The organism is Sphingomonas kaistensis (genome assembly GCF_036884275.1).
Classification (GTDB): domain Bacteria; phylum Pseudomonadota; class Alphaproteobacteria; order Sphingomonadales; family Sphingomonadaceae; genus Sphingomicrobium; species Sphingomicrobium kaistense_A.
In genome coordinates, this window is the sequence record NZ_CP145607.1 from 1,935,468 (window position 1) to 1,960,862 (window position 25,395).

The 25,395-nt window shown below is 66.1% G+C and carries 26 protein-coding genes; 11 read left to right on the forward strand and 15 right to left on the reverse strand.

Translation table 11 applies throughout. The features are described from left to right. Window position 1: 1 nt before the first annotated feature. The 4 genes from mrdA to V6R86_RS09400 are packed head-to-tail and all read right to left on the reverse strand — an operon-like array spanning window position 2 to window position 4,456. A complete protein-coding gene (mrdA, locus tag V6R86_RS09385) occupies window positions 2-1,990 on the reverse strand; it encodes a penicillin-binding protein 2 (RefSeq protein WP_338504027.1) in 1,989 nt (662 codons plus the stop codon). Further along, window positions 1,987-2,508 carry a rod shape-determining protein MreD gene (locus V6R86_RS09390; RefSeq protein WP_338504029.1) on the reverse strand — a complete coding sequence of 174 codons (522 nt, stop codon included), beginning with the start codon at window positions 2,506-2,508 and terminating at the stop codon, window positions 1,987-1,989. Before V6R86_RS09390 ends, mrdA begins: the two co-directional genes overlap by 4 nt. Window positions 2,509-2,511: 3 nt before the next feature. Then, the gene (gene mreC / locus V6R86_RS09395; RefSeq protein WP_338504031.1) at window positions 2,512-3,393 is read right to left on the reverse strand and encodes a rod shape-determining protein MreC; all 882 of its coding nucleotides are present in this window, start codon (window positions 3,391-3,393) and stop codon (window positions 2,512-2,514) included. Window positions 3,394-3,409: 16 nt separating this feature from the next. After that, complete coding sequence (locus tag V6R86_RS09400) at window positions 3,410-4,456, reverse strand: rod shape-determining protein (RefSeq protein WP_029940580.1); 1,047 nt, start codon at window positions 4,454-4,456, stop codon at window positions 3,410-3,412. Window positions 4,457-4,568: 112 nt separating this feature from the next. On the opposite strand from V6R86_RS09400, the gene mutL reads away from it, so the two are divergent. Next, window positions 4,569-6,335 carry a DNA mismatch repair endonuclease MutL gene (mutL, locus tag V6R86_RS09405; protein WP_338504035.1) on the forward strand — a complete coding sequence of 589 codons (1,767 nt, stop codon included), beginning with the start codon at window positions 4,569-4,571 and terminating at the stop codon, window positions 6,333-6,335. A 2-nt stretch (window positions 6,336-6,337) separates the two neighbouring features. Further along, window positions 6,338-6,610 (forward strand): YdeI/OmpD-associated family protein, encoded by a 273-nt coding sequence (locus V6R86_RS09410; RefSeq protein ID WP_338504038.1) that lies wholly within the window; start codon window positions 6,338-6,340, stop codon window positions 6,608-6,610. 160 nt (window positions 6,611-6,770) lie between these two features. Here V6R86_RS09410 and V6R86_RS09415 read toward each other — a convergent pair whose 3' ends face one another. The 6 genes from V6R86_RS09415 to V6R86_RS09440 all read right to left on the reverse strand — a co-directional run bounded on the left by V6R86_RS09415 (window position 6,771) and on the right by V6R86_RS09440 (window position 12,146). After that, a complete protein-coding gene (locus tag V6R86_RS09415; protein WP_338504040.1) occupies window positions 6,771-8,171 on the reverse strand; it encodes an MFS transporter in 1,401 nt (466 codons plus the stop codon). Further along, window positions 8,168-8,431, reverse strand: a complete 264-nt coding sequence (locus V6R86_RS09420) for a hypothetical protein (protein WP_338504042.1) — start codon at window positions 8,429-8,431, stop codon at window positions 8,168-8,170. Before V6R86_RS09420 ends, V6R86_RS09415 begins: the two co-directional genes overlap by 4 nt. Window positions 8,432-8,468: 37 nt before the next feature. Further along, on the reverse strand, window positions 8,469-9,053 hold the full coding sequence (locus tag V6R86_RS09425; protein ID WP_338504044.1) for a DUF4126 domain-containing protein: 585 nt from the start codon (window positions 9,051-9,053) through the stop codon (window positions 8,469-8,471). 4 nt (window positions 9,054-9,057) lie between these two features. Then, the gene (locus V6R86_RS09430) at window positions 9,058-10,242 is read right to left on the reverse strand and encodes an acetyl-CoA C-acyltransferase (protein ID WP_338504046.1); all 1,185 of its coding nucleotides are present in this window, start codon (window positions 10,240-10,242) and stop codon (window positions 9,058-9,060) included. Between the two features lie 54 nt (window positions 10,243-10,296). Then, window positions 10,297-10,752 (reverse strand): MaoC family dehydratase, encoded by a 456-nt coding sequence (locus V6R86_RS09435; protein WP_338504048.1) that lies wholly within the window; start codon window positions 10,750-10,752, stop codon window positions 10,297-10,299. Window positions 10,753-11,564: 812 nt separating this feature from the next. Continuing rightward, entirely contained in the window at window positions 11,565-12,146 is a 582-nt protein-coding gene (locus V6R86_RS09440; RefSeq protein WP_338504051.1) for a hypothetical protein, read from the reverse strand. 116 nt (window positions 12,147-12,262) lie between these two features. Here V6R86_RS09440 and V6R86_RS09445 point away from each other — a divergent pair, with 116 nt between their 5' ends. Further along, entirely contained in the window at window positions 12,263-12,679 is a 417-nt protein-coding gene (locus V6R86_RS09445) for a hypothetical protein (protein ID WP_338504052.1), read from the forward strand. A gap of 256 nt (window positions 12,680-12,935) precedes the next feature. On the opposite strand, the gene purB is transcribed toward V6R86_RS09445, so the two are convergent. From purB to radC, 3 genes are read right to left on the reverse strand one after another with little or no spacing between them, the layout of a single operon-like run. Next, the gene (purB, locus tag V6R86_RS09450; protein ID WP_338504053.1) at window positions 12,936-14,255 is read right to left on the reverse strand and encodes an adenylosuccinate lyase; all 1,320 of its coding nucleotides are present in this window, start codon (window positions 14,253-14,255) and stop codon (window positions 12,936-12,938) included. Between the two features lie 37 nt (window positions 14,256-14,292). Then, on the reverse strand, window positions 14,293-16,143 hold the full coding sequence (locus V6R86_RS09455) for an ABC-F family ATP-binding cassette domain-containing protein (protein WP_338504055.1): 1,851 nt from the start codon (window positions 16,141-16,143) through the stop codon (window positions 14,293-14,295). Window positions 16,144-16,189: 46 nt separating this feature from the next. Further along, window positions 16,190-16,870: a RadC family protein gene (radC, locus tag V6R86_RS09460; RefSeq protein ID WP_338504057.1), complete on the reverse strand. Its 681-nt coding sequence runs from the start codon at window positions 16,868-16,870 to the stop codon at window positions 16,190-16,192. An 82-nt stretch (window positions 16,871-16,952) separates the two neighbouring features. Between radC and V6R86_RS09465 the strand changes: the two genes are divergently transcribed. Genes V6R86_RS09465 through V6R86_RS09475 form a run of 3 tightly spaced genes read left to right on the forward strand, consistent with a single transcriptional unit; the run spans window position 16,953 to window position 20,778 of the window. Next, window positions 16,953-20,195 (forward strand): intermembrane phospholipid transport protein YdbH family protein, encoded by a 3,243-nt coding sequence (locus V6R86_RS09465; protein ID WP_338504059.1) that lies wholly within the window; start codon window positions 16,953-16,955, stop codon window positions 20,193-20,195. Beyond that, window positions 20,192-20,413 carry a YnbE family lipoprotein gene (locus V6R86_RS09470; RefSeq protein ID WP_338504060.1) on the forward strand — a complete coding sequence of 74 codons (222 nt, stop codon included), beginning with the start codon at window positions 20,192-20,194 and terminating at the stop codon, window positions 20,411-20,413. The genes V6R86_RS09465 and V6R86_RS09470 overlap by 4 nt, the downstream gene beginning before the upstream one ends. Then, window positions 20,410-20,778, forward strand: coding sequence for a YdbL family protein (locus V6R86_RS09475; RefSeq protein ID WP_338504062.1), 369 nt, complete (start codon window positions 20,410-20,412; stop codon window positions 20,776-20,778). The genes V6R86_RS09470 and V6R86_RS09475 overlap by 4 nt, the downstream gene beginning before the upstream one ends. On the opposite strand, the gene V6R86_RS09480 is transcribed toward V6R86_RS09475, so the two are convergent. Next, a complete protein-coding gene (locus tag V6R86_RS09480; protein ID WP_338504064.1) occupies window positions 20,760-21,470 on the reverse strand; it encodes a PdaC/SigV domain-containing protein in 711 nt (236 codons plus the stop codon). The genes V6R86_RS09475 and V6R86_RS09480 overlap by 19 nt on opposite strands. 132 nt (window positions 21,471-21,602) lie before the next feature. Between V6R86_RS09480 and V6R86_RS09485 the strand changes: the two genes are divergently transcribed. From V6R86_RS09485 to V6R86_RS09505, 5 genes are read left to right on the forward strand one after another with little or no spacing between them, the layout of a single operon-like run. Beyond that, entirely contained in the window at window positions 21,603-21,986 is a 384-nt protein-coding gene (locus V6R86_RS09485; RefSeq protein ID WP_338504066.1) for an AtpZ/AtpI family protein, read from the forward strand. Further along, window positions 21,986-22,777: a F0F1 ATP synthase subunit A gene (locus V6R86_RS09490; RefSeq protein WP_338504068.1), complete on the forward strand. Its 792-nt coding sequence runs from the start codon at window positions 21,986-21,988 to the stop codon at window positions 22,775-22,777. The genes V6R86_RS09485 and V6R86_RS09490 overlap by 1 nt, the downstream gene beginning before the upstream one ends. 33 nt (window positions 22,778-22,810) lie before the next feature. Further along, window positions 22,811-23,038 carry a F0F1 ATP synthase subunit C gene (locus V6R86_RS09495; RefSeq protein WP_168069094.1) on the forward strand — a complete coding sequence of 76 codons (228 nt, stop codon included), beginning with the start codon at window positions 22,811-22,813 and terminating at the stop codon, window positions 23,036-23,038. Window positions 23,039-23,063: 25 nt separating this feature from the next. Beyond that, window positions 23,064-23,558 carry an ATPase gene (locus V6R86_RS09500; RefSeq protein WP_338504071.1) on the forward strand — a complete coding sequence of 165 codons (495 nt, stop codon included), beginning with the start codon at window positions 23,064-23,066 and terminating at the stop codon, window positions 23,556-23,558. Next, on the forward strand, window positions 23,551-24,099 hold the full coding sequence (locus V6R86_RS09505; RefSeq protein WP_338504072.1) for a hypothetical protein: 549 nt from the start codon (window positions 23,551-23,553) through the stop codon (window positions 24,097-24,099). The genes V6R86_RS09500 and V6R86_RS09505 overlap by 8 nt, the downstream gene beginning before the upstream one ends. A 72-nt stretch (window positions 24,100-24,171) precedes the next feature. On the opposite strand, the gene V6R86_RS09510 is transcribed toward V6R86_RS09505, so the two are convergent. Then, on the reverse strand, window positions 24,172-25,341 hold the full coding sequence (locus V6R86_RS09510; RefSeq protein WP_338504074.1) for a GGDEF domain-containing protein: 1,170 nt from the start codon (window positions 25,339-25,341) through the stop codon (window positions 24,172-24,174). Window positions 25,342-25,395 lie beyond the last annotated feature (54 nt).

Genomic DNA, 25,395 nt, shown 5'->3' on the forward strand with positions numbered 1-25,395 from the left:
GTCAACGGTCGTCCGGTGCCGGTGGCGGTGCGTTGACGCTGGACGGCACGGGCGCCGGCGCCGCGATCGGCGGCGAGCCGAGCGAGGCCGCCTGCGCGGCGGCCGCTTCGATCGCGGCGCTGCGGCGGGCCATGCGCTCGGCCAGCGTTCCACCCCATTCGGCTTCCAGGCCTTCGAGCCGCTTTAGCGCCTGCGGCCGATCGAAAAGATAGGTCAGCACGTCCTTGGCCACCGGTGCCGCCGCCCGCGCGCCGCCCATGCCGTGCTCGATCACCACCGACCCGGCGTAGCGCGGATTGTCGTAAGGCGCGAAGAAGACAAACAGGCCGTGGTCGCGATAACGCCAGTCGCCGCCCTGACCGCGCGTCGCGCTGGCCGACAGGCGGCGGACCTGCGCGGTGCCGGTCTTGCCGCACATCTCGAAGCCCGGCACCTGAAGCCGTGAGGCGCCCGCGGTTCCGTCGCCGTTGACGACCTCCCACATCCCTCCGCGCACCGCGTCGAGATGCTCCTTCGGGATGTCGAGCGCTTCGGCCTGCCGGTCATGCTTGCCGAGCAGGAGCGGACGGATCTTGCGACCGCTTGCGATGCACGCCGACTGCACGGCAAGCTGGAGCGGGTTCACGATGACGAAGCCCTGACCGATCACCGCGTTGAGGCTGTCCGAGCGGGTCCAGTCGGGCCGCTCCACCAGCTTTCGGTTCCGCTCGAACCGGCGCTGCTTCCATTCGGAATCGGGGATGGTGCCGTAATTCTGGCTGACCAGGGGCAGGTCGAACTTCTCGCCGAGGCCGAGCAGGCGGGCCATCGGCGCGATGGCGTCGTAGCCGATGCGGTTGGCCATGGTGTAGAAATAGGTGTTGCAGCTCTTGGCGATGGCGCGGCGCATGTCGACGGGGCCGTGGCGCCCGAGGCAGCGGAAGAAGCGATTGCCGAGCTGATAGCCGCCGTTGCAGTACACCCGCTCGCTGGGGTCGATCCCGGCCTTCTGGATCGCCAGCGCCGCCATCGGCTTCAGGGTCGAACCGGGCGGATAAAGCGCGTTCACCGTCTTGTTGAGCAGCGGCTTGCGCGGATCCGCCGACAGCGTCTTCCATTCGGTGCGACCGATCCCGTCCGAAAAGCTGTTGGGATCGTAGCTCGGCATCGAGGCCATGCAGAGAAGATCGCCCGTCTGGCAGTCGAGGATAGTGCAACTGCCGCTCTCCTCGCCAAGCCGGCGCGCGGCATATTCCTGCAGGCCGGCGTCGATCGACAGCTGGACCGTGTTGCCCGATCGGTCGGGCTTGGGCGTCAGCTCGCGGATCAGCTTGCCGCGCGCCGACACCTCGACCCGCTGCCCGCCCGGAATGCCCCGGAGGCGTTGTTCGAGCACTGCCTCGAGGCCTTCCTTGCCGATCTTGAAGCCGGGTGTGATCAGCAGGGGGTTCTTTTCGGCTTCATATTCCTTGGCGTTGGCAGCGCCGACATAGCCGACCAGCTGGCCCACCGCGGCGCCGGCGGGATAAAAGCGGGTAAAGCCGCGGGCGGGCTCGATCCCCGGCAATTCGGGCATGCGCACGGTGACGGCGGCATAGCGATTGTAAGGGACGTTCTCGGCCACCTGGACGGGCTGGAACCCGCGCGATTCGCGAACTTCGCGGCGGATGCGGTCGACCTGATCGGGACCAAGGGCCAGCAATTGGGCCAGAAGCGTGATCTCGCCTTCCGGATCGACCATCCGCTCGGGAATCAGATCGACGCGAAAATCGGAGCGGTTGATGGCGATCGGCTTGCCGGCACGGTCGACAATCCAGCCGCGGCGCGGCGGCACGATGATAAGCTGGACGCGATTATCTTCGCTGAGGAGGTTATACTTTTCGTTCTCCTTGATCGCCAGCCAGCCCATGCGGCCGATCAGCGTTCCGGCGATCGCGAATTGTGCGCCGCCGACGACGAGCATCCGGCGCGAGAAGACCATGTCGGCCTTGACGTTGTTGAAGCGGCTCATGGGTTGAGCCTCCAACGGTCGAGCGCGCTGGCGACGAAGGCGGCGATGGGAAACGTCAGGATGGCGATCAGCAGTGGCGGGACGATGGTGACGAGGTCGTAAGGGGCGCCCATCGCCGCATCGACCTGCCGGCGGGCAAGGTCCGCCAGCGTCAGGAGAAGGGCAGCGATCAGCCATTCGATCCAGTAATCGCGCCACATGGTCCGCCGATCGAGCAGGTCGATCAGGATCATCGCCGCGGTCCAGGTCGCGACCGAAAGACCGATGGGCAGGCCGAGCACCAGATCGTTCCACAGGCCTAGCGGCGCGGCCCACCAGGCCGGGATCACGTCGCTCCGCAGCAGCCGCCATGCGAGAAGCAGCAGAAAACCTGTTTCCGGAAACCAGCCCACGTCGGCGACCACGGGGGCGAGCGGAAGCAGCGACGCAAGGGCGACCGAGAGGGCCGGGATCGCGCGGGCCAGCTTGCGTGGTCCGCGATCAAGGCGGGAAGAACGGCCAAGGGCGGAGCGAACCACGCCTTATTCTTCCGTTTCGGCCGGCTCGGCCTGAGGAAGCGCGGCTTCCTCGTAGGGACGTCCGACAACCGCGAAACTGGCGCTGGCGGGGTCGGCGAGCGGAAGGGCGATCGCGCCGTCGTCGTCGAGCCTGATGACCCGCGCCACGGGCACGTTGGGCGGATACAGCCCGCCGGTTCCCGAGGTGACGATGAAGTCGCCGGGGCGGAAAGGGTTGCGGCCGACCTCGAGCGGGCGGACGTCGATGGTCCCGTCGCCGCGCCCGGTGGCGATCACCGGCTGGCCGCCGCGCAGCAGCCGCGCGGGCACGATATTGGCGCGATCCGAGATCAGCAGCACGCGCGAAGCCGTCGAACCTGCGTCCACTACTCGCCCGATCAGTCCAGCGGCGCTGCGCACCGGCATTCCGACCGCAACCCCGTCGCCGCTACCCGCGGTCAGTACGGCAAAGCGGCGAGCGCTCTCGAGGCTCGACCCGACGATCCGCCCGGTCGCAACGGTGGCAACCTCGTTCTCACGCAGGGCAAGCACCGATTTGAGCTGCACGTTTTCCTGAAAGATGGCTCGCGCCTGGATCGCCTGCCGCTGCAACTTGCGGTTCTCTTCGCGCAGGCCGGCGTTCTGCCGGGCCGCATCCCAGTAATTACCGGCGCCACTCATGAGCCCGGCGGCGGTGTCGGTCACACTGCGCAGCGCGCCCGTGACCGGGGCGGTGACGTCGAGCGCCGCGCCGCGCACGCCCGCATAAGCGTTCGGTGCGACCAGACTGAGGGCGAGCAAGCCAAGCCCAATGAGCAGGCCGGCAATCGCTGCCAGAAAGCTGAAGAACAAACCGTATTGCGCCCGCCTCGACCAGCCGGCACGCGCCCCGGGGCCTGGCGCCACCGTCTATCTCCCAGGTTCAGGCGGTCTGCAGAACACCGCGGAACTGCTCTTCCTCGAGCGCACGACCGGTGCCGAGCGCGACGCAGGTGAGCGGATCCTCGGCGACGGTGACCGGCAGGCCGGTTTCGTCGCGAAGCACCTCGTCGAGGCCCTGCAGCAATGCGCCGCCGCCGGTCAGGACGATGCCCTGATCGCAGATGTCGGCGGCGAGTTCGGGCGCCGTGTTTTCGAGCGCGATACGGACGCCCTCGACGATCGTCCCGACCGGCTCCGACAGCGCTTCGGCGATCTGGCCCTGGTTGATCGAGATTTCCTTGGGCACGCCGTTGACGAGATCGCGGCCCTTGATGTGGACCGTCTTGCCGATGCCATCGACCGGCGGCTTGGCGATTCCGACTTCCTGCTTGATCCGCTCGGCAGTGGCTTCGCCGATCAACAGGTTGTGATTGCGACGGACATAGGAGGAAATAGCCTCGTCCATCTTGTCGCCGCCGACGCGCACCGACGTCGTATAGGCCAGGCCGCGCAGCGACAGCACGGCGACTTCGGTGGTACCGCCGCCGATGTCGACGACCATCGAACCGACCGGCTCGGTCACCGGCATGTCGGCACCGATCGCGGCGGCCATCGGCTCCTCGATCAGGTAGACCTGGCTGGCGCCGGCGTTGGAGGCGGCGTCGCGGATCGCGCGGCGCTCGACCGAGGTAGAGCCCGACGGCACGCAGATCACGATCTCGGGGAAGCGCAAGGAGCGCAGTTTTCCGCCGCCATGCACTTTGTGAATGAAGTGCTTGATCATCTGCTCGGCGACGTCGATGTCGGCGATGACGCCGTCGCGCAGCGGCCGGATGGCCTCGATCTGATCGGGCGTCTTGCCCATCATCAGCTTGGCGTCTTCACCGACCGCCTTGACCTTCTTGACGCCGTTGATCGTCTCGATCGCGACCACCGACGGTTCGTTCAGGACGATGCCGCGTCCGCGCACATAGACGAGCGTATTAGCCGTCCCGAGATCGATCGCCATGTCATGGCTCATCCATTTGAACCAGCGCGTCCAGAACATGCCCGCCCACTTCTTGTAAAAAAGGGTTTAAGTCCAGCGACGTAACAACCGATTAATCGATGGATCAAGCAGCGTCTCGCCCGCCCCAAGCGATTGGGCTAGAGGCTCTGTCATGTCAATAAGAAGGCTGCCTTCCCACCTCGTTGATCGCATCGCCGCGGGCGAGGTGGTGGAGCGGCCGGCCAGCGCGCTGAAGGAACTGATCGAGAACAGTCTCGACGCCGGGGCGACGACGGTCAGCATCCGGTTGTCGGCCGGCGGGACGGCGCTGGTCGAAGTGACCGACGATGGGTCGGGAATGAGCGCGGCGGACATGGCGCTCGCGATCGAGCGGCATGCTACCTCCAAGCTCCCCGACGAGCGGATCGAGGCCGTCGATAGCTTCGGCTTTCGCGGCGAAGCGCTGCCCTCCATCGCAAGTGTCGCGCATTTCACCCTGGAAAGCCGCGAGCGAGGCGGCGACGGGTGGCGGCTGGAAATCGATCACGGCGTGCGGGCGGGCGAGGCGCCTGCGGCGCTTCCGCCCGGGACCCGGGTGCGGGTCGATGGGCTGTTCGAGCGGGTACCGGCCCGTCGCAAGTTCCTGCGCTCGCCGCGGGCGGAGTATGCCGCCTGCCTCGATGTCGTGCGTCGGCTGGCGATGGCGCGACCGGATGTCGCCTTTACGCTCGAGCATGACGGGCGGCGGGTGCTTTCGGTGCAGTCGGCGCCGCTGCCGACCCGCGTGGCCGGGCTACTCGATCCGGGGCTGGCGGATCATGGGCTGCCGATCGACCTGCGGCGAGGCGAGCTCAAACTGGGCGGCGTGGTGAGTCTGCCAACCTTCACCCGCGGTGCGGCCGACCAGCAATATCTCTTCGTCAACGGCCGCCCGGTGAAGGACCGGCTGCTGGTGGGAGCGCTGCGCGCGGCCTATCAGGATCTTATCGCCCGCGACCGCGCGCCAATCGTGGCGCTGTTCCTCGAGCTGCCGGGAAGCGAGGTCGATATCAACGTCCACCCGGCCAAGACCGAGGTCCGCTTCGCCGATCCGCAGGGGGTGCGCGGGTTGATCGTCGGCGGCCTGCGCTCGGCGCTCGACCAAGCCGGGCATCGCAGCGCGGCGCGAATTCAGGCCGCGGCACCGGTGCGGTGGACGAGCGAACTCGATACGCCGCCCTATGCCGCGCCCGCCGTCGGGGAAGCGGTCAGCCCGTATGCATCCACCATCCCGGCGCCCGCGAGCGTAGCCGAAGCCCACGCCTTGTTCGCGCCGGCGCCATCCGGGCGGGCCGAGCCGGCGGCGGCGCCGGTGTCGGATCACCCGCTTGGGGTCGCGCGCGGGCAGGTGGCGGGGACGTACATCGTCGCCGAAGCCGAGGACGGCCTAGTGCTGGTCGACCAGCATGCGGCGCACGAGCGGCTGGTGCTGGAGCGACTGAAGCGAGGTGCCGGCAACGGCGGGGTGGCAGTGCAGGCGTTGCTCCTGCCGCAAGTGGTCGAGCTCGACGAGCCCGAGGCCGATCGGATCGAGGAAGCAGCGGCGGAATTGCGCCATTACGGTCTCGAACTCGAACGTTTCGGCCCGGACGCGATCCTAGTGCGCGGCACGCCGGCCCCGCTCGGCCAACTCGATGCCGCCGGCCTCGTTCGCGACCTCGCCGCCGAAATCGCCGAATTAGGCGGTCCGCAAGCGCTGAAAAGCCGCCTCGATCTCCTCGCCGCGACCTTTGCCTGCCACCACAGTGTGCGCGCCGGGCGCGTGCTGTCGGTCGCCGAAATGAACGCCCTGCTGCGCGAAATGGAAGTCACCCCGCACAGCGGCCACTGCAATCACGGTCGCCCGACTTGGGTCAAGCTGGCCCACGGCGACATCGAACGGCTGTTCGGGAGGAAATAAGGGTGGGTGGCGGTCTTCCGGGCGGCGTCGTTCACGACCTTCCAGGCGATCTCGAAGCGGCGCTGCTGAGTGACGACAAGGCGCGCGCGACGTGGCACAACATCACCCCGCTCGCCCGCAACGAATGGATCTGCTGGGTCACCTCGCCGAAGACGCAGGAGACGCGCACCAAGCGGGTGCGCTTGGGAATCGAAAACCTTGCCGAGGGCAAGCGCCGGCCCTGCTGCTGCCCGGGCCTGCAAGCATCGCTGAGGGAAGTGCTGCTAAGCTCTTGAAACAACAAGGCTCATGGCCATCTTCGCGCTATCGTCAACAGAGCGAAAGGAGGTGGTCAGATGTCTCATTGTCCCAAGTCGGTGAGCCCTGCCTCCATGAACGAGGTAGTTGCCTGAAGGCTCGGTTCACCGAGCAAGACAATGGAAAGGCCGTCGGAGTTCAGGCTTCGGCGGCCTTTCTCTTGGGCGCGGCGGCGCCATCGACCGTCAGCCAGGCCGCGGCGCCGGCGGCGATGCTGACGAACGCGCCGACTACCAAGGCGGTATGAAACGGCGCGATCAGCGCTTCGCCGTTCGATACCAGAACCGCGCCGAGCAGGGCGGTCGCGATCAGCCCGCCGGTGCGCGCCACCGCGCTGTTGAGGCCGCTCGCGGTGCCCGCATGGCGCTGATCGACCGAGGACAGAACCGTGCTGGTGAGCGGCGCCACCGCCAGCGCCATGCCCATTGCCAGGACGAGAACAGCGGGAAGCACGGTCGTCACATAGCTTGCCTCGGCGTCGATGCGAGTGGCGAGCAGCATCCCTGCGGCCACCACCATCGGTCCGGCGGTCAGCGGTAGCCGTCCGCCGATCCGCGCCGCGATCTTGCCCATCAGCGGCGAGGCGAGGGCAATGACGATGGCTAGCGGGGTCAGCGCAAGACCAGCCTGCAAGGGCGAATAGCCGCCGGCTTCGATCAGCACGTAGGGCAGCAGCAGCATCACCACCCCGAAGGCGCCGTAGAGCAGAAAGGTCAGCAGGTTGGTCCCGACGAAGCAGCGATTGCCGAACATGCCGAGCGGCATCATCGCCTGATCGCCGCGATGCTTTTCGACCCATAGAAACAGGCCGAGCAACACGACGCCGCCGAGCCCAAGGGCGGCATTCAATGGCGCAATCCGCATCTCCACCGACCACAGGGTCAGGCCATAGGTGATGCCGAACAGGCCCAGCGTCGCCAGCAGCGCGCCGGGATAATCGGTGCGGGCGGCGTCCTCGTTGCGGCTTTCGGCGGCGAAGCGGGCGGCGATCAGGATCGCGCCCCCGGCCAGCGGCAGGTTGATATAGAAGATGGCAGGCCAGCCGACATTATCGACCAGCCAGCCGCCGATCAGCGGCGCAACCGCCGCGGCGGCCGCCCCCGCCGCCGCCCAGATGCCGATCGCGCGGCCGCGCTCTTCGCCTTCGAAGGTCGCGTTAAGCAGCGCCAGACTGTTGGGCAGCAGCAAAGCCGCGCCGATCCCCTGCAGCACCCGGCCGACCAGCAGCCAGGTGAGGTCTGGCGCCAGCGCGCACAGCAATGACGAGGCAGCAAACAGGCCGGTGCCGATGATCCGCAGGTGCTTGCGGCCATGCTGGTCGCCCAGTGCCCCGCCAAGGAGGAGCAGTGCCGACAGCGGGAGCAGATAGGCGTTCACCACCCACTGCACCTCGCTGGCGCCTGCGCCGAAGCTGGCGCGGATCGCCGGCAGGGCAACGTTCAGAACCGAGCCTTCGACGAAGCTCAGGCTGGAGGCGAGAATGCAGGCGACGAGCGTCCAGCGCGGATGCGCCGCGGCGCTCTTCGCCGCAGCGCTCACCCGCGGTCGTCTTCGGCGTCGGCGATGCTGGCTTCGACCATCCGGGTCCAGATCGCGGGATCACCGACGCTGGCGCCGCTGGGATCGGTCTCGCGGATGGCCTTGAGGACGGCGAGCGCCTGGTTGCGGTGGGTCGGCCAATGCTGATCGACATGCGCCGAGGCCGAGGATTCCGACCCGTCCGCATTGGCGCTGTGCTGAGCGCCGCAGAGGACGCGGGCAATTCTTTCAACGAGACTGGTGTGGCCGCCCTCGGGCATGGTTGTTCTCCCTTGTTTGGCAGGTCAATGCGTGACGCTAGCTTCGGTTCAGAACCCGCCTGAACACGCGGCGCGCGGCGACGATCAGCCACAGGCTGGCGATCACCAGGATCAGCGCGATCAGCGCCGCCGCGACCGGGTTGGCGATGGCCAGCGCGAGGAGGCCTACAGTAGCGATGTCCTCGCTGGTCGAAACCACCATGTTGCTGACCGGCTCGGGCGAGGTGTTGACCATCGCCCGGGTCGCCGCCTTGCCGGAGTGGGAGAGAAAGGCTGCACCGCCACCGAGAATGAAGGCGGCCACCTGCCAGACGGGATCGCCCGGATCGACTATCGCCAGCGCCAGTAGTGCGCCGCCAAGCGGACGGATCGCGGTGTTAATGCCGTCCCACAGCGTGTCGATAAAGGCGATCTTGTCGGCGAACAATTCGAAGATAGCGGCAGCGCCCGACAGCACCAGCACCCACGGGTTGGCGAGCACGTCCAAGGCCGCGAGCTTGTCCGGCAGGTCGATCCACCCGAGCCGCATCGCAAAGCCGGTGACGAAGGTGACGAGGTAGAGCCGCCAGCCGGCGAGCAGGCTGGTCGAGGCCGCTAGGGCGAGCAGCTCTACCCCGGTCACCGGGTCAGAAGACCTCGAACAGGCCGGCCGCGCCCATGCCGCCGCCGACGCACATGGTGACGACGACGTACTTGGCACCGCGGCGCTTGCCTTCGAGCAGGGCGTGGCCGGTGAGGCGCGCGCCGCTCATGCCATAGGGGTGGCCGATCGAGATCGCGCCGCCGTTGACGTTGAGAAGTTCGTCAGGGATGCCGAGCTTGTCCTGGCAGTAGAGCACCTGCACCGCGAACGCCTCGTTCAGCTCCCACAGGCCGATGTCCTCGACCTTGAGACCGAAGCGGCCGAGCAGCTTGGGTACCGCATAGACCGGGCCGATACCCATTTCGTCGGGCTCGGTGCCGGCGACCGCCATGCCGACATAGCGGCCGAGCGGGGTCAGGCCCTTCTTCTCGGCGAGCGCGCTGTCCATGACCACGCAGGCCGAAGCGCCGTCCGACAGCTGGCTGGCATTACCGGCAGTGATGATCTGCTCCGGGCCCATCACCGGCTGAAGCTTTGCGAGATCCTCGAGCGTGGTCTGCGGACGATTGCCTTCATCCTTGGCGAGCGTGACCTCCTGCATGGTGGTCTCGCCGGTTTCCTTGTTCTTGACCGCCATCCGGGCCGTCACTTCGACGATCTCGTCGGCGAAGGTGCCGTTGGCCTGCGCGGCGGCGGTGCGCTGCTGCGAGCGGAGAGCATATTCGTCGCAGCGCTCGCGGCTGATGCCGTAGCGGCTGCCGACCACCTCGGCGGTCTGGATCATCGGCATGTAGACCGCATTGTGCATGGAGAGCAGCTCGGGGTCGGAGCCGAGGCGCATCTCGGGGGTCTGGACGAGGCTGATGCTCTCGACCCCGCCGGCGACGCAGACGTCCATGCGGTCGACGATCACCTGCTTGGCGGCGGTAGCGATGGCCATCAGGCCAGACGCGCACTGGCGGTCGATCGACATGCCGGCGACCCCGACACCGAGCCCGGCGCGCAGCGCGGCGGTGCGGCCGATGGTGGTTTGCACACCCTGCTGCAGCGCGGCGCCGATCACCACGTCCTCGATCTCGTCATTGGCGATGCCGGCCCGCTCCACCGCGGCGCGGATGGCGTGGGCGGTGAGGGTGGGGGAGGGCGTCGCGTTGAAGGCGCCGCGATAAGCGCGGCCGATCGGGGTGCGGGCGGTGGAGACGATAACGGCGTCGCGAACGGTGGACATGGTGGCTCCCGGGATAAGAAGTGAGTCGGCGAACGGCTTAGCGGGCCGTGAGCCTTACGCGAAGACCTGCCCGATCCAGGTCGCGATCAGGGCCGGCTTGTCCTCGCCCTCGATCTCGACCGTGACGTCATGGGCAAACTGATACTGGCCCGGGCGCTTTTCCTCGAACGCGGCGAGGGTGAAGTGACCGCGCACCCGCTTGCCGGCGCGGACGGGGGCGAGAAAGCGGACTTTCTCGAACCCGTAATTGACGCCCATTTTGGTCGTCTCGGGCATCAGCATGACGTCGGCGGCCATGCGCGAGAGGAGGGAGAGGGTGAGAAAGCCGTGGGCGATGGTCCCGCCGAAGGGCGTCTGCGCGGCGAGCGCTTCGTCGACGTGGATGAACTGCTGATCCTCGGTCGCGTCGGCGAACGCCTGGATCCGGTCCTGGGTGACCTCGATCCAGTCGGAAGCGCCAAGCTCCGTACCGACCTTGGCTCGGATGGTGTCGATGCTGGCAACGGGCATGGGCTTCCTTTTCGGCTGGCGGCTGGCCGTCGAAGGAAGAAGAAGCAGGCCCGCGGGTCAAGCCCGTGAAAGCGGATTGCCGTTAAGGTTTCTGAACAAGGTCACAAAGGTCACCGGTGGCGGGGTGTCTGCGCGCACGGTGTGACCTTTGCTTACGCGGGGAGCATGGCGGCAGTGAGAAAGAGCGTGACGGCGAACCGTCGCGGCTAGTCGAGCAGGCAAATTCCTACTTTGCAAGTCGCGCCGAGCCGGCCCGCTGGAAGCTCGCGCGCGGGGTGCGGTGAGGCGGCCAATCAAGGCGAGACAGGCACCCCTTATACATTCTAAAGACAATTAAATACATTAACTGGGGTTATGTTCGAGTCGGGTCGGTTGCCTGGGGTCTGAGCGGCGTTTGGGGCAAGCGAAGCTCTTTTGGATCGACCCGATCGCGGCATAACCAAGCGCGGGATGCCCGGCCGTCTTTCGAGCGATGTTAACGCTGGAGGTGGGCTTGCAGCTTCTGAAAATAGGGGCTTTGTTCGGCTCAGCAATCATTATCTCATCCCCGTCCGCAGTGGCGGAACGACCTATTTCGCGGGCGGTCGCCCGGACAATCAGCGGCGTGGAAACCTCGGGTCTTTGCGGCCTGATGTTCGGTGACCAATCCGTACGGCGTTACGGCGTCGAACCCATGCCACCCATTGGAACCCGCGCTCGAGTAGCGGCATTCCGAGGCAAGTTCGGGCAATCCGCAAGGCGATCCAATCCGGATTGATTGCGATGGGTTGAAAGAAACCATCACGGCTCGGCTGGAGGAGGGCGCTCGAACCCTATCTGTTCTTCAGCTTCAAACTCTCTTCGACAACATTCGTCAGCATCTCGCCCGCGACGAAGGCAGACGTGTCCTTGGAGCAATGCGCGCCGCGCGACATTCTCAAGCGCTCGTCGGGAACACTCAGATCGAACTGCGCACTGTCTGCGTGCGAGCAAACAACAAAACTTCCACGGAGAGTTCGATCACCGAGCGTCGCGGTGACGGCAGCAACCTGGCCGAGAAGCCGGTTGAACTCACTTGCAGCGATCGGAGCTTCCTGACGCTCGATGACTTTCCAGGCTCCATCCGCTTTCGACAATTCAACGATCAGCCCTGTCGGCTGCGGCGATCCGTAGAGCCAAGCCGCCTGCACAATCCGCGCGGTCGGTTTCCGGCCGTATCCGAAGCCCCTCCGTAAAACATAACGAATGACATCACCGTTGCTGGCAATAGGCGTTAGGGCCGGTACGGCCAGCAGCAGGGAGTCTTCGCTCTCGGGAATTGCCACGTCTTGATGTGAAGGGTTCGTGGTCGGAGCGGCAGAAGACGCTTGCCCAAGCGCAAGTGCAACGAGGAGGTTGGCAAGAACGGTAGGCATCCAAGGTCAGCTTACCGAGCCTGCCGATGTCGGCAATGGGTCATGCGTAGGTCGCGTAACGAAAGACCGCTTACGACCCATTGCGGACATTCGCTGCGGCTGCGACACATCGAAGGATGGCGAAGCAGATTGATTTGGAGGGGATTGAAGCAGCCAGAGTGATGGGGGCACTTTCTCCTGAAACACAGCGGCGCTTCGACAAGGCAACATGGCGACTAACGGGCCACCCCAATGATGTTGCGCATACCGCCTTCACCGCCATCGGTGTGGCTGTTGGTTCAAGCCGACAACCTGTCTCAACCTCTGACAAAAAGAAGCTTTTCGCTTTCGCGGAGCAACTCATTCGCGATGGCTCGCATGATTTGGCGTTCAGCGTTGCCAGCGCTTTCTTGGGCACAGTCTGGCAGGCTGCTCAGAACGGCGGATTGGACTTTAGTGACGTGGATGCCTTCTTAGGTCCGGAATCGCGCCGATATCTTACATGGTTGGACGACGTCGAAGGTACACGAACATCGGGCTTTCGGCGGGCCTAGGCGAGTGTCAGCTTTCCACCTCTTGTGGACATTCGATAGTCACACTTACAGGGCAGGAAATTGCCCGCTCGACTAAACGAAACGGTTCATCGTCGGTTCTTTTATCCTGTCGATCTTCACTTCGCGCCGTGGCAAGCAGGGTCACAGCGTGTGATGTGCTGCGGCTTGCCTGGGCTGGCGGAATTACGCGAATGGCCGACGGTAACGGAAAGGGGATTGCACCCCCGTTACCGGTGATCTTTTTGGCCTTGAGCGCCTACGCCGAATGGCCGAACACCCGCTCGAAGATCGTGTCGATCTGGCGGAAGTGGTAGCCGAGGTCGAAGCTCTCCTCGAGCCTCTCGGGCGGTAACACGGCGGTGACCTCGGGATCGGCCTTGAGCAGGTCGAGCAGCGCCAGCGCGCCGTCCGATTCCCACACTTTCATCGCGTTGCGCTGGACCTTGGCATAGGCGTCCTCACGGCTCAGCCCGCCTTGCGTCAGCGCCAGCAGCACGCGCTGCGAGTGGACGAGCCCGCCCATGCGGTCGAGGTTCTTCTGCATCCGCTCGGGATAGACCAGCAGCTTGTCGATGACACCGGTCAGCCGCGCCAGCGCGAAGTCGAGCGTGATGGTCGCGTCCGGCCCGATGAATCGCTCGACGCTCGAATGGCTGATGTCCCGCTCATGCCACAGCGCGACATTCTCCATGGCCGGGGTCACCGCGCTGCGGACCAGCCGGGCGAGGCCGGTCAGATTCTCGGTCAGCACCGGGTTGCGCTTGTGCGGCATCGCGCTCGACCCCTTCTGGCCGGGCGAGAAATATTCCTCGGCTTCCAGCACTTCGGTCCGCTGCAGGTGGCGTACCTCGGTCGCCAGCCGCTCGATGCTCGACGCGATCACGCCCAGCGTCGCGAAGAACATCGCATGCCGGTCGCGCGGGATGACCTGTGTCGAGGTCGGCTCCGGGGTGAGGCCGAGGCGCTTGGCGACATGCTCTTCGACCCGCGGATCGATGTTGGCGAAGGTGCCGACCGCGCCCGAAATGGCGCAGGTCGCGATCTCCTCGCGCGCGGCTTCGAGGCGCTTCAGGTTGCGGGCGAATTCGGCATGAGCCTGGGCGAGCTTGAGGCCAAAGGTCACCGGCTCGGCATGGATGCCGTGACTGCGGCCGATGGTCGGGGTCAGCTTGTGCTCGAAGGCCCGCCGCTCGAGCACCGCAAGCAATTGCTTCAGGTCGTCGATCAGGATGTCCGAGGCCTGCGCCAATTGCACAGCCAGTGCGGTGTCGAGCACGTCGCTGCTGGTCATGCCCTGATGCAGCCAGCGCCGCTCGTCGCCCAGCTTATCGCCGGCCCAGGTCAGGAAGGCGATGACGTCATGTTTGGTCACCGCCTCGATCGCGTCGATGGCGGGCACGTCGATCGGCTCGATCGTCTCGCGCGCGGCGAGGATCTTGGCCGCATCCTCCTGCGGGATCATCCCGATATCGCCCATCGCCTCGGCCGCGAAGACCTCGATATCCCACCAGATGCGGAAGCGGTTTTCGGCCGCCCAGATGGCGGTCATGGCGGGGCGGGAATAGCGAGGAACCATGGCCGCGCCCGCTAGCAGGGCAGGGCCATCGCTTCAATCACGCCGCTTCGCGTTCCAGCTTTTCGGCCAGCGCCATCCAGCGCGCTTCGGCTTCCTCCAGCGCGGCCGCGACCTTGGCCCGGCGCTGCGACAGCTCGCTCATCGACAGGCGGGCATATTGCGGGTCGGCACCCGACGGATCGAACATGGCGCGGTCGAGTTCGGAACGCTGCTCAGCGAGGCGCAGGCTTTCCTTTTCGGCCTCGTCGGTCGCTTTCTTCAGCGCCTTGGCGTCCTCGCGTGCCTTGGAGCCCTTCGGCGCCTTTGGCTTGGTCTCGGCCTTGGGCTGATTCCGGCCGAGCACGAAGTCGATGTAATCCTCGATGCTGCCGGCATAATCGACCGCCTTGCCGTCATCGACCAGCACCAGCCGGTCGGCGGTGAGCTCGACCATGTGGCGGTCGTGGCTGATCAGGATGACAGCGCCGTCATATTCGTTAAGCGCCTGAACCAGCGCCTCGCGGGCATCGACGTCAAGGTGATTGGTCGGCTCGTCGAGGATCAGGAGGTGCGGCGCTTCCCGCGTGATCAGCGCCAGCGCCAGCCGCGCGCGCTCGCCGCCCGACAGCTTGGAGGTCACCGTCGTCGCCTTGTCGCCCGAGAAACCGAAGCGGCCCAGTTGCGCCCGGACCGCCGCGGGGGAGTGGCCTTCCATCGCCCGGCTCATGTGCTGCAGCGGGGTGTCATCGCCGTGCAGTTCCTCGACCTGATACTGGGTGAAATAACCGACCCGCATCTTGCCGGTGGCGACCATCGCGCCTTCCATTGCCGGAAGCTGCGCGGCGATCAGGCGGGCGAGGGTGGTCTTGCCGTTGCCGTTGCGGCCGAGCAGCGCGATCCGGTCGTCGGGATCGATGCGAAGGTTCACCTTTCGCAAAATCGGCGTGTCGTTGTAGCCGACTGCCGCCATGTCCAGCGTGATAAGCGGAGGTTTCAGCTCCGACGGCGAGGGGAAAGCGAAGCTGAGCGAGGGATCGTCGGCCATCGCGGCGATCGGCTGCATCTTGGCCAGCATCTTGGCCCGGCTCTGCGCTTGCTTGGCGGTCGAGGCGCGGGCGGAATTGCGGGCGATATAGTCCTGCAGGCGGGCCCGCTGGGCGTCCTGGCTCGCCTTGGCCGCGGCCAACTGCGCCGCGCGTTCGGCCCGCTGCCGCTCGAAATCGTCATAGCCGCCGGCATATTGCGCCAGCCGCCCGCCTTCGGCGTGGAGAATGGTGTCGACCACGTTGTTGAGGAGGTCGCGCTCGTGGCTGATGACGACCAGGGTGCCCGAATAGTCCTTGAGGAAATTTTCGAGCCATAGGGTCGCTTCGAGGTCGAGGTGGTTCGACGGTTCGTCGAGTAGCAGCACGTCGGGTTCGGAAAAGAGCAGGGCGGCAAGCGCCACGCGCATCTTCCAGCCGCCCGAGAAGCTGTCGAGCGGGCGGGCCTGCATGTCCTCGTCGAAGCCGAGACCGAGCAGGATCTTCGACGCCCGCGACGGCGCGCCATAGGCGTCGATCGCCAGCAGTCGCTCATGGACCTCGCCGAGGCGATCCATGTCGCTGTAGTCTTCGGCGGCGATCATCAGTTCGGCCCGCTCGGTGTCGGCGGCGAGCACCGTGTCGAACGGCGTCGCGTCGCCGCTTGGCGCTTCCTGCGCGATATAGCCGAGGCGGGTGCGCTTGGGCATCTCGATCTCGCCGTCGTCGGCTTCAAGCTGCCCGATCATCACTTTCATCAGGGTCGACTTGCCAGCGCCATTGCGGCCGATCAGCCCGACGCGGCTCTTCGGGCGGATCGTGGCGGTGGCGCGGTCGAGGATGGTCCGCCCGCCAAGGCGAACCGTGATTCCGTTGATGGTCAGCATGGGGCGCGCGCCTACACGTTTTTCATGGCGAACTGAAGGCGAGCACTCACATCAGGCCCATGGCCCTAAAGCTACTGCGGCCCTGCGCCCCGACGATGACATGGTCGTGGACCGTGATCTTCATGTGCCGACCGGCGTCGACGATATCGCGGGTCAGGCGAATGTCCTGCTGGCTCGGCGTCGGATCGCCGCTCGGGTGGTTGTGAACCAGGATCAGCGCCGTGGCGCCGAGCGCGATGGCGCGGGCGATGACTTCGCGGACATGGACCGCCGCTTCGTCCACCGACCCGCGCCACATCGATTCGTTGGCGATGAGCACATTCTTGGCATTGAGGAACAGCACGCGGACTTCTTCGACCCGGGCGTGGCTCATCGTTGCCTGCAGATAGTCGCCCAGCGCATCCCAGCTGGACAGCAGCGGCCGCCCTTCGGTGCGGGTTTCAAGCAGGCGCAATGCGGTCGCACGGGCGATCGCCAAAGCGCCGATCACCCCGTCGGTCAGGCCCTCGCGGCGAAGGACTTCGGGCGGCGCTTCGAGCAGGGGGCCAAGTCCGCCAAAGGAAGAAATCAGCTGCTTTGCCAAGGGCTTGGTATCGGGGCGGGGGATGGCGAGAGTCAGGAGATATTCAACCAGTTCGTGGTCGAGCAATGCGTCGCCGCCGCCGTCCAGCAGCCGATGCCGAAGGCGCGCGCGATGCCCATCGGCGCCATTCGGCTTGTCGCCCATGGGCAATAAGCTATGCCGTCCGCGCTCGTCATGCAACATGTCGGTGGCGGAACGGTCTTCGATGACGAAGGTTTGACGGTTGGTGGCGGACGAGACGACGGTCAGCAGCGACGAAGAAGGAGCGGTGACCGTCGCAAGGCGTCGTCGCCCCTTGCCGCGACTGCTCGGTTTCGCGCTGATCGGCCTGCTTGTGCTGCTAGTCGTGGTCGCGCTGGTGCTCTGGAGCCAGCGTCGCCCGATTGCCACCAACATCCTTCAGCGCGAGCTCGAAAAGCGCGGCGTGCAGGCCAGTTTCACGCTGGATCGCATCGGCCTGCGGACCCAGCAAGTCTCGAACCTCGTGATCGGCGACCCGCGCCGTCCGGACCTTACCGCACGGCTGGCGCAGATTCAGATGCGGATCCGGTGGAATGGGCAGGTCGAATTCTATCGCGTCGTCGCCCGCGGCGTTCGCCTGCACGGCCGCGTGGTCGGTCGGCGCGTCACCTGGGGGCAAGTCGATCGCCTGCTTCCCCCGCCGTCGGGCAAACCTTTCTCGCTGCCCGACATCAGCGTCGATCTTGCCGACACGTCGATCGCGATGGCGACACCCTATGGGCCGATCGGGATCGCGATCGAAGGCGAAGGCAAGTTGACGGGCGGCTTCAAGGGCCGTCTCGCTGCCGCGTCGCCGAGCCTCGATGCCGGCCGCTGTACCCTGATGGGTATGCGGGCCGCCTTTGCGGTGTCGGTTTCGGCGCGCCGTCCGCAGGTCAGCGGACCGCTGAGCGCCGCCAACTTCGCCTGCCCGGCGAGCAACATCGCCATCGCGCAGCCCCGCTTCGACATCGACAGCCGCTTCTCCGAAGGCTTCGACCGCTTCAACGGCAGCGGGCGGATGAGTGCGATGGCGCTGGCCGCGGGGGTCAACCGCCTCGATCGTTTCAACGCCAACCTCACTTTCGGCGGGCAGCCGACGCAAATCCTCGGCACCGTCGAGCTGAGCGCGGCCGGGGCACGCATGGCGCAGCTGACCGCGGCGCGGACGCGGCTCGATGGCGATTATCTCCTTAACGCCGAACGGGGGCAGATCACGCTGGTCGCGGATTATGGCGCCAACGGCGTCGATCTCGACCCCAGCCTGACCCGGCCCCTGACCGCCGCGCTTGACGGGGCCGGCGGAACGCCGCTTGCGCCGATCGCCGAGGCTCTTCGCACGGGGTTCGAACGCGCCACCCGGGCGATGAGCGCGTCGGGCAAGCTGCGCCTCGTCAACGTCGCGGGAGGCGGCGCGGTGCGGGTCGAAACCGCCAACGTGCAAAGTGCATCGGGCGCCCGGATTGCGGTTGGCGGCGGCGGGGACGGGATCACTTACTACTGGCCTACCAACCGCCTGCGTGTCGACGGCCGGGTCCGCACGACCGGGGGCGGACTGCCGACCGCCGATCTTGCGCTGTCGATGCCGCGCGGCGGCGGTGCGATGAGCGGACGGCTGGTGATGCAGCCCTATGCGGCGAACGGCGCACGGCTCGCGCTCGATCCGGTCCGCTTCGCCGCGCAGGCCAATGGCGGGACGAGGATCGAGACCGTCGCTCTGCTCGACGGACCGCTGTCGGACGGTCGTATCGCGGGTCTTCGCGTTCCGGTCAGCGGAACGATTGGGCCGGGCCAGCGGCTGGCGTTCGGTCAGGGCTGTGTTCCGGTGTCATTCGCGGCGTTGCGGCTCGGCGCTCTGCAGCTCGGGCGCACTCAGCTTCCCGTTTGCGCGGTTGGACGGGCGATCGTGTTCCGCCAGCCCGACGGCGACGTGGCGGTGCGCGCCTTCACGCGCGACCTGGCGCTGAACGGCCGCCTCGGCTCGTCTCCGTTCGCGGCGCGGGCCGCCCGCGGTGCGCTGGTCGGTTCGCGAGGATTCGAGTTCAGCACCGTCGCCGCCCGACTGGGCAAACCCGAAGCACCGATCCTGCTCAACGCCGGCGACCTGAGAGGCACATTCCAGGGCAGCGGAATAAGCGGCACCTTTGCCAGCGCCGATGCGACCATCGGGCGGGTGCCGATCAAGCTGACCGAGGCCGACGGCCGGTGGCTGTTTTATCGCAACCGTCTGACGGTCAATGGCGCGGCGACCGCCAGCGACATCGGCTCGCCCGAACCACGCTTTTATCCGCTGCGTTCGAACGATCTGTCCTTCTCGCTGCAAGGCAGGGACATCCGTGCCGGTGGCTCGCTGCGGCATCCGGGCACCGGCGCGCTCATCACCAACGTCGCCATCCGCCACGATCTCGGCAACGGGACCGGTAATGCGACGCTCGACGTGCCGGGGCTGCGGTTCGCGCAGAACGGGTTGCAGCCCGAGATGATCACTCGCCTGACCGAAGGCGTGATCGCCCTGGTCAACGGAACGGTGACGGGGCAGGGGCGGATCGCCTGGAACGGGACCGGCGAGGTGACGTCGACGGGCGAATTCTCGACCACCGGCACCAATCTCGCCGCCGCCTTCGGTCCGGTGACCGGGCTCAGCGGAACGATCCGCTTCTCCAATTTGCTTGGCCTCGAAACCGAACCTGAGCAGACCATCAATGTCGCCACCATCAATCCCGGTATCCTGGTCGAGAATGGCGTCATCACCTATCAGCTCTTGCCCGGCCAGCTGGTTCGCATTCAGGCCGGGCGCTGGCCTTTCATGGGCGGCGAGCTGATCCTTCGCGAAACCGTGCTCAACTTGGGCCGGCCCAGCCCCAAGCGGCTGACCTTCGAGGTGCGCGGGCTCGACGCCAACATGTTCGTCAGCAGCTTCGGCTTCAACGACATCAAGGCGGAGGGCCGCTTCGACGGCGTGCTGCCGATGATCTTCGACGACAATGGCGGCAGGATCGTCGGCGGGCGGCTCGACAGCCGGGCACCGGGCGGACGGCTGTCCTATAACGGCGCGGTCAACAAGGCGAACCTCGGCACCGCCGGCAATCTTGCCTTCAACGCGCTGCGCGACCTGCGCTTCCAGTCGATGATCATCCGGCTGGACGGCGATCTGGCGGGCGAATTCGGAACTACGCTGACCATCGATGGCGTGGGGCTTGCCGGAACCAACGGCACACAGCGCCTGATCAGCCGCTTCGTCGGCAGTCTCCCGCTGAAGTTCAATGTCTCGATCCGCGGGCCTTTCCGCGCGCTGATCGGCACCGCCAAGTCGCTGCGTGATCCGCGCACGCTGATCGACACTACCCTCGACCGCCCGCTCGGCAACATTCCCGGCATCGTCACCGAAGTGCGCCGCCGCGAGGAAGACACCACGCAAACCCAGACCCCCGTCCAAGAAGAGGTCACCCCCGTGAGGAACCGCCCATGAGAAGACCGTTCCTGCTTGCCCTGCCGCTCGGACTCGCGCTGACCGGCTGCGTCAATCTGAAGACGCCGGAAAAGCCGATCGAGATCAATTTGAACGTCGCGATCCGGCAGGAAGTGCTGGTCCGGATGCAGCGCGACGTCGATACGCTGATCGACCAGAACCCGGAGGCCTTTCCGCAGCGGCCCGCGACGACGCCGGGCACGACGGGGCAGCGATGATCCGCTGGGCGGGGCTGGCCTTGATTGCCGTCGCGGGGGCGGCGGCGGCGCAAAGCGCCTATTTCGATGCGCGAACGGCTGGACAGGTGGGCGAGCGCTTCGACGGTTACCTCGGCTATCCGACAGGCGCTCCGGCCGCGCAGGCGCGCAGTCAGACCGAAGCGCTGAATATCCGCCGCAGGGCGCTCTATTCGGATCTCGCGCAGCGGCGCGGGGTGAGCCCGCAGGAAGTCGGCATCACCGCGGGTTGTACCTTGCTGGCGCGGGTAGCGATCGGTGAGCGCTACATGCTGTCGGACGGGCAGTGGCGAACACGGGCGGCCGGGCAGCCGGCACCGGTGCCCGATTATTGCACGGGCGGCTGAGGCTCGAAGCTCGGGCGGTAGTCCGGCTTCAGCCGCGCCAGCATGGTCGCGGTGAGCGGCAGGCTGATCACATAAGCGCCCTCGGCATAAGGCCCAGCAACATAGGCGTCGGCGGTGATCGCCAGGTGATCGAAGCGACCGTTCCGATCCTCGTCGGCAAGCGCGATGGTCAATTCTTTAAGCGCCGGACACTGGCTCGGCCACTCACCGTTCCGCACCGGCTCCTGGCGTCTTTTTGCGCGCTCGCGATTCAGCAGCACGCAGAACGGCTGGCGAATCGCTCCGTCCCAGCTTTGCCCGGTGCGCAGCAGCGAGGCGATGGTGATCTCCTTGGCCGACCGCCGATCCCACAATAAGGCGGTGGTGTTGCTGTTGGGATGCGCGCCGCCGGTGTAGGCGCTGGTGAAGCTCACCAAGGACAGCAGGCGCGGGCTTTGCCCCGAGGTTTCCCAGCTCCGGCTGAATTGCAGCCCGTTCCAGTCCATTTTCTCCTTCACGCGAAACGCTTTCTCGGCATTGGCGGAGCGGAGCATCTCGACCTTACGGGTCGCCGCGTCTTTGCGAAAGCGGCGGGCGAGGGCGGAAATCGCATTCGCCTCGGCGGACCATTTGTAGCTAAAGTCGAGATCGGGGGTTTCGCTGGCAATCGTCACGGGGGCCGCGACCACCAGCAGGGCAAGAAGGACGGGCATACCTACGAGCTAGGTCTTGGCCCCTCGTGGCGCAAGCTTCAGCGGCCGTGGCGGTTGACCTCCGGGCCTGCCCTGCTAAAGGGGCCGCGCCTTGGCGAGCTTTCCGCTGCCATGCCCCTTTGCCTACCCCGCGTGACCCGCGCGCCTCCTTTTCGGAAGCGCCGCCACGCACAGGAGAAGAAGACGGTTATGGCGGAAGACAGCGAGCGGCAGGACGACAGGCTTCCGGCCGATGCCCGTCTCGATCACCTCGAACAGAGGCTGGCCGAGGCGCAGCGGCGGGAAGCGGTCAGGACCGGCAAGGGACCGGCCCCCGATGCGAATGAGCAGATGGGGCAAAAGGTTCTCGCTACCCTGATCGGCGGCCTGGTAGGCGGCACGCTCATCGGCTGGCTTCTCGACAAGCTGTTGGGAACGTGGCCGACGCTCTTTATCACGCTGATGGTGCTTGGTACCGCCAGCGGGTTTTGGAGCATCATCAAGATGTCGAATTCGAACGGGAAGAGGGACCTTTAGTGGCCGCCGAATCGGGCAAGATCGATCCGATGCATCAGTTCCAGGTCGAACCGTTGTTCGGCCAGGATTGGAGCATTGCGGGCCACTCGATCGCTTTCACCAACAGCTCGCTGTGGATGCTGTTCACGCTCGCCGCCGTGTGGCTGTTCATGCTTGGCGGCATGAAGCGTGAACTGGTGCCCGGCCGCTGGCAGGCCGCGGTCGAGGGCGTCACCGGCTTCATCACCAACATGATGGAAACGAATATCGGCCCCGCCGGCCGCAAGTTCGTGCCCTACGTCTTCTCGCTGTTCATGTTCATCCTGTTCGCGAACATGCTCGGCCTGCTTCCGGTCGGCATCATTCCCGGCGTCCACCCCTTCACCGTCACCAGCCACCTGACGATTACCGCGGTGCTGGCGATCGTGTCCTTCGGAATCGTGCTGGCGGTCGGCTTCGCCAAGCACGGCTTCCACTTCTTCAGCCTGTTCGTGCCGCACGGCGCGCCGTGGTGGATGCTTCCCATCCTGATCCCGGTCGAATTCGTGTCGTTCATGGTTCGCCCCTTCAGCCTGGCGCTGCGACTCTTCGTCGCGATGACCGCCGGCCACATTCTGCTCAAGGTTCTGGCGGGCTTCGTGATCAACGGCCTCAATGCCGAGGCCCTCTGGGTCGCCCCGGTGGTGAGCCTGCCGAGCCTGATCCTGATGATCGGCATCAGCGCGCTCGAACTGCTGGTGGCTGCGATCCAGGCCTATGTCTTTGCGCTGCTGACGAGCCTGTATCTCAACGACGCAATCAACCTTCACTAACCTTCACAACAAGATACAAAAGGGAGTTTGAACATGGACGCAGAAGCCGCAAAGCTGCTCGGTGCTGGTCTCGCCGCCATCGGCGTTGGCATGGCCGCCCTCGGCGTGGGTAACGTCTTCGGCTCGTTCCTCGCGAGCGCGCTGCGCAACCCGGCTGCCGCCGACAGCCAGCAGGGCCGTCTCTTCATCGGCTTCGCCGCCGCCGAACTTCTCGGCCTGCTGGCGTTCGTCGTTGCGATGATCCTGCTGTTCGTCGCCTAACCACCTGAAAGACTGAGGTCGGCCTGTGCCGCAAATCGCACAAATCCCGGAGATTTTCGCTTCCCAGCTGTTTTGGCTGGTAATCAGCTTCGGGTTGATCTTCGTGATCGTGGGTCTGGGCATGGTGCCCAAGATCCAGGGCACGGTGGATGCGCGCGATGCGCGGATTGCAGCCGACCTCGCCACCGCTGCAAGCGCCCGCGAAACCGCGGACCGACTTGAAGCGGAACATCGTGCCGCGCTCGACAAGAGCCGGGCGGAAGCGGCGGCTGTCGCGGCGGAGGCCAAGGCCGCTGCCGCGCAGGCGACCGAGGTCAAGGTCAAGGCAGCCGATGCCGCTGCCGGAACCCGGATCGAGGAAGCGATGCGGCGGATCGCCGAAGCGCGTGTCTCGGCCGAGGCCGAAGTCGAAGCGGTCGCTGCCGAGGCCGCTGCGGCCATGGTCGCGCGGGTCGCCGGGCTGACGATTGATCAAGAAGCGGCCCGCATGGCCGTGAAGCAGGAGCTGGTCCGTGGCTGACAACGTGCAGCAGGAGCTGAATACCGAAGTCGAAGCGGGCTCCGAAGTGCACACCGATCCGGTGGCGCTGGGCTTCGACGCCACCATGCTGGTCGGTCTGGCGATGGCGATCGTCGTCGCCGTGCTGCTGTGGAAAAAGGTGCCGGCCGCGATCGGCAAGGCGCTCGACGGCAAGATCGCCGGTATCCGCGCCCAACTCGACGAGGCCGCCGCCCTCCGCGCCGAGGCCGAGAAGATCAAGACCGAGTATGAGGCCAAGGCTGCCGCTTCGGAGAGCGACGCCAAGGCGATGCTCGAGCGCGCTCAGCATGAAGCCGACGCGATCCGGGCCAAAGCCGAAGCCGACGCCGCCGCGCTGGTCGAGCGTCGCACTCGCATCGCCGAAGACAAGATCGCCGCTGAAGAGCGCACCGCTCTTCAGCAGCTCCGCGCTTCTGCCGCCGACGCGGCGAGCAAGGCGGCCGCCAAGATCATCGCCGAGCGTCACGACGGCGCCAGCGACAAGGCGCTGATCGACCAGGCGATCGCGGGCATCCGCTAACTCGCAATTCGAGCGCACGAAATCAGGCCGCCGGAGCTATCTGGCGGCCTTTCTCGTAACATGGCCCCCGCATTACGAGACGAGCTGCAGCGCAACCTTGATCTCTTTATCGCCGTGGTAACGGACCGCGCAGTTCCGACCTTTGGCCTTGGCCTCGTACAAGGCCCCGTCGGCGCATTCGATGACCGCGTCGATCGGCTCGTCGGCGCGACGTTCGCAAAATCCGACGCTGGCAGTGGCTGCAATTGCGAGGTCCCTGTGCTCGCAGGACGTGGCCGCCACCGCGCAGCGGATGAGTTCCGCGATGTCGCCGAGACGCACATTTGTCGGCCCTTCGATCAGGATGACGAATTCCTCTCCGCCGGTCCGGAAGAAGCGGCCCTTGCCCTCGATCGCGTGACGGATCGAGCGCGCTGTGGCGGACAGGACGGCGTCACCTCCGCCATGCCCGAATAGGTCGTTGATGCGTTTGAAATGGTCGAGATCGACCGCCACCACCCCGCAGCACGCCCACTCCCCCCTTTCCTCGGAACGGATGGCGTCGGCCAGCGCGTGACGATTGCCGGCACCGGTCAACGGATCGATCCGAATGCGCGCTGCCTGCCCCTCGACATGATCCCAGCCGAGCACGAGCAGCAACAGCAGGCCGGCCGCCGAACCGTTGACGGCCATGATGACGTGAAAGACGAGATTCTGCCCGATTTCAAAGAAATCACCGCGGCTCGACAGCGTGTCGGGCAGCGGATCGATCATCAGCAGGGCGAGCTTGGCGGCGTAGCTGAGCGCAAGGGCCCCGACGGTGATGACTACCAGGCGATCGACCAGGCGCCGATTCCCCCACCGCCAGCAATGCCACCCGAGGTCGAGCATGGCGAGGCACAGGCCGGCGTTGAAGGACCCTTGACGTAAGCTCAGGGGTGCTTCGGCGTTGCCGAGGGCCGCGACCGTGACCGCGGTGAGTGCCAAGATGATCATGAAGCGGGGAGGCAGGGCTTGGCGGTGCCGCTCGGCTAGCGCTTTGCCGAAGGCCGCGATCACCAGGACGTGCAAGTTGAGCAGGCCCCATTTCTGACCGGGCGGCCGCACGGCATCGAGCGTCACCCCGATCGCCGCCAGCGCGAAGGCGGCGGCTCCCCACCACGCGGCCTTGTTCCTGCGATCCAGAATGCCGATCGTCGCCAGCGCCACGGCGAAGAGGACGAAGGACGCCGGGATGAGAGCAAAGAGGATCCGCCCATCCATACGGAGGGTTCACCACATCCCGCTTTCGTTCGCCTTACCGGTCAATCCGTATCG

Bases quoted from the DNA above. Each gene is read 5' to 3' on its own strand.
- mrdA (WP_338504027.1), bottom strand. From the start codon at position 1,990: ATGAGCCGCTTCAACAACGTCAAGGCCGACATGGTCTTCTCGCGCCGG.
- V6R86_RS09400 (WP_029940580.1), bottom strand. From the start codon at position 4,456: ATGTTCTGGACGCGCTGGTTCAAATGGATGAGCCATGACATGGCGATC.
- mutL (WP_338504035.1), top strand. From the start codon at position 4,569: ATGTCAATAAGAAGGCTGCCTTCCCACCTCGTTGATCGCATCGCCGCG.
- V6R86_RS09420 (WP_338504042.1), bottom strand. From the start codon at position 8,431: ATGCCCGAGGGCGGCCACACCAGTCTCGTTGAAAGAATTGCCCGCGTC.
- V6R86_RS09430 (WP_338504046.1), bottom strand. From the start codon at position 10,242: ATGTCCACCGTTCGCGACGCCGTTATCGTCTCCACCGCCCGCACCCCG.
- V6R86_RS09435 (WP_338504048.1), bottom strand. From the start codon at position 10,752: ATGCCCGTTGCCAGCATCGACACCATCCGAGCCAAGGTCGGTACGGAG.
- V6R86_RS09440 (WP_338504051.1), bottom strand. From the start codon at position 12,146: ATGCCTACCGTTCTTGCCAACCTCCTCGTTGCACTTGCGCTTGGGCAA.
- V6R86_RS09445 (WP_338504052.1), top strand. From the start codon at position 12,263: ATGGCGAAGCAGATTGATTTGGAGGGGATTGAAGCAGCCAGAGTGATG.
- purB (WP_338504053.1), bottom strand. From the start codon at position 14,255: ATGGTTCCTCGCTATTCCCGCCCCGCCATGACCGCCATCTGGGCGGCC.
- V6R86_RS09455 (WP_338504055.1), bottom strand. From the start codon at position 16,143: ATGCTGACCATCAACGGAATCACGGTTCGCCTTGGCGGGCGGACCATC.
- radC (WP_338504057.1), bottom strand. From the start codon at position 16,870: ATGGGCGACAAGCCGAATGGCGCCGATGGGCATCGCGCGCGCCTTCGG.
- V6R86_RS09470 (WP_338504060.1), top strand. From the start codon at position 20,192: ATGAGAAGACCGTTCCTGCTTGCCCTGCCGCTCGGACTCGCGCTGACC.
- V6R86_RS09475 (WP_338504062.1), top strand. From the start codon at position 20,410: ATGATCCGCTGGGCGGGGCTGGCCTTGATTGCCGTCGCGGGGGCGGCG.
- V6R86_RS09480 (WP_338504064.1), bottom strand. From the start codon at position 21,470: ATGCCCGTCCTTCTTGCCCTGCTGGTGGTCGCGGCCCCCGTGACGATT.
- V6R86_RS09495 (WP_168069094.1), top strand. From the start codon at position 22,811: ATGGACGCAGAAGCCGCAAAGCTGCTCGGTGCTGGTCTCGCCGCCATC.
- V6R86_RS09510 (WP_338504074.1), bottom strand. From the start codon at position 25,341: ATGGATGGGCGGATCCTCTTTGCTCTCATCCCGGCGTCCTTCGTCCTC.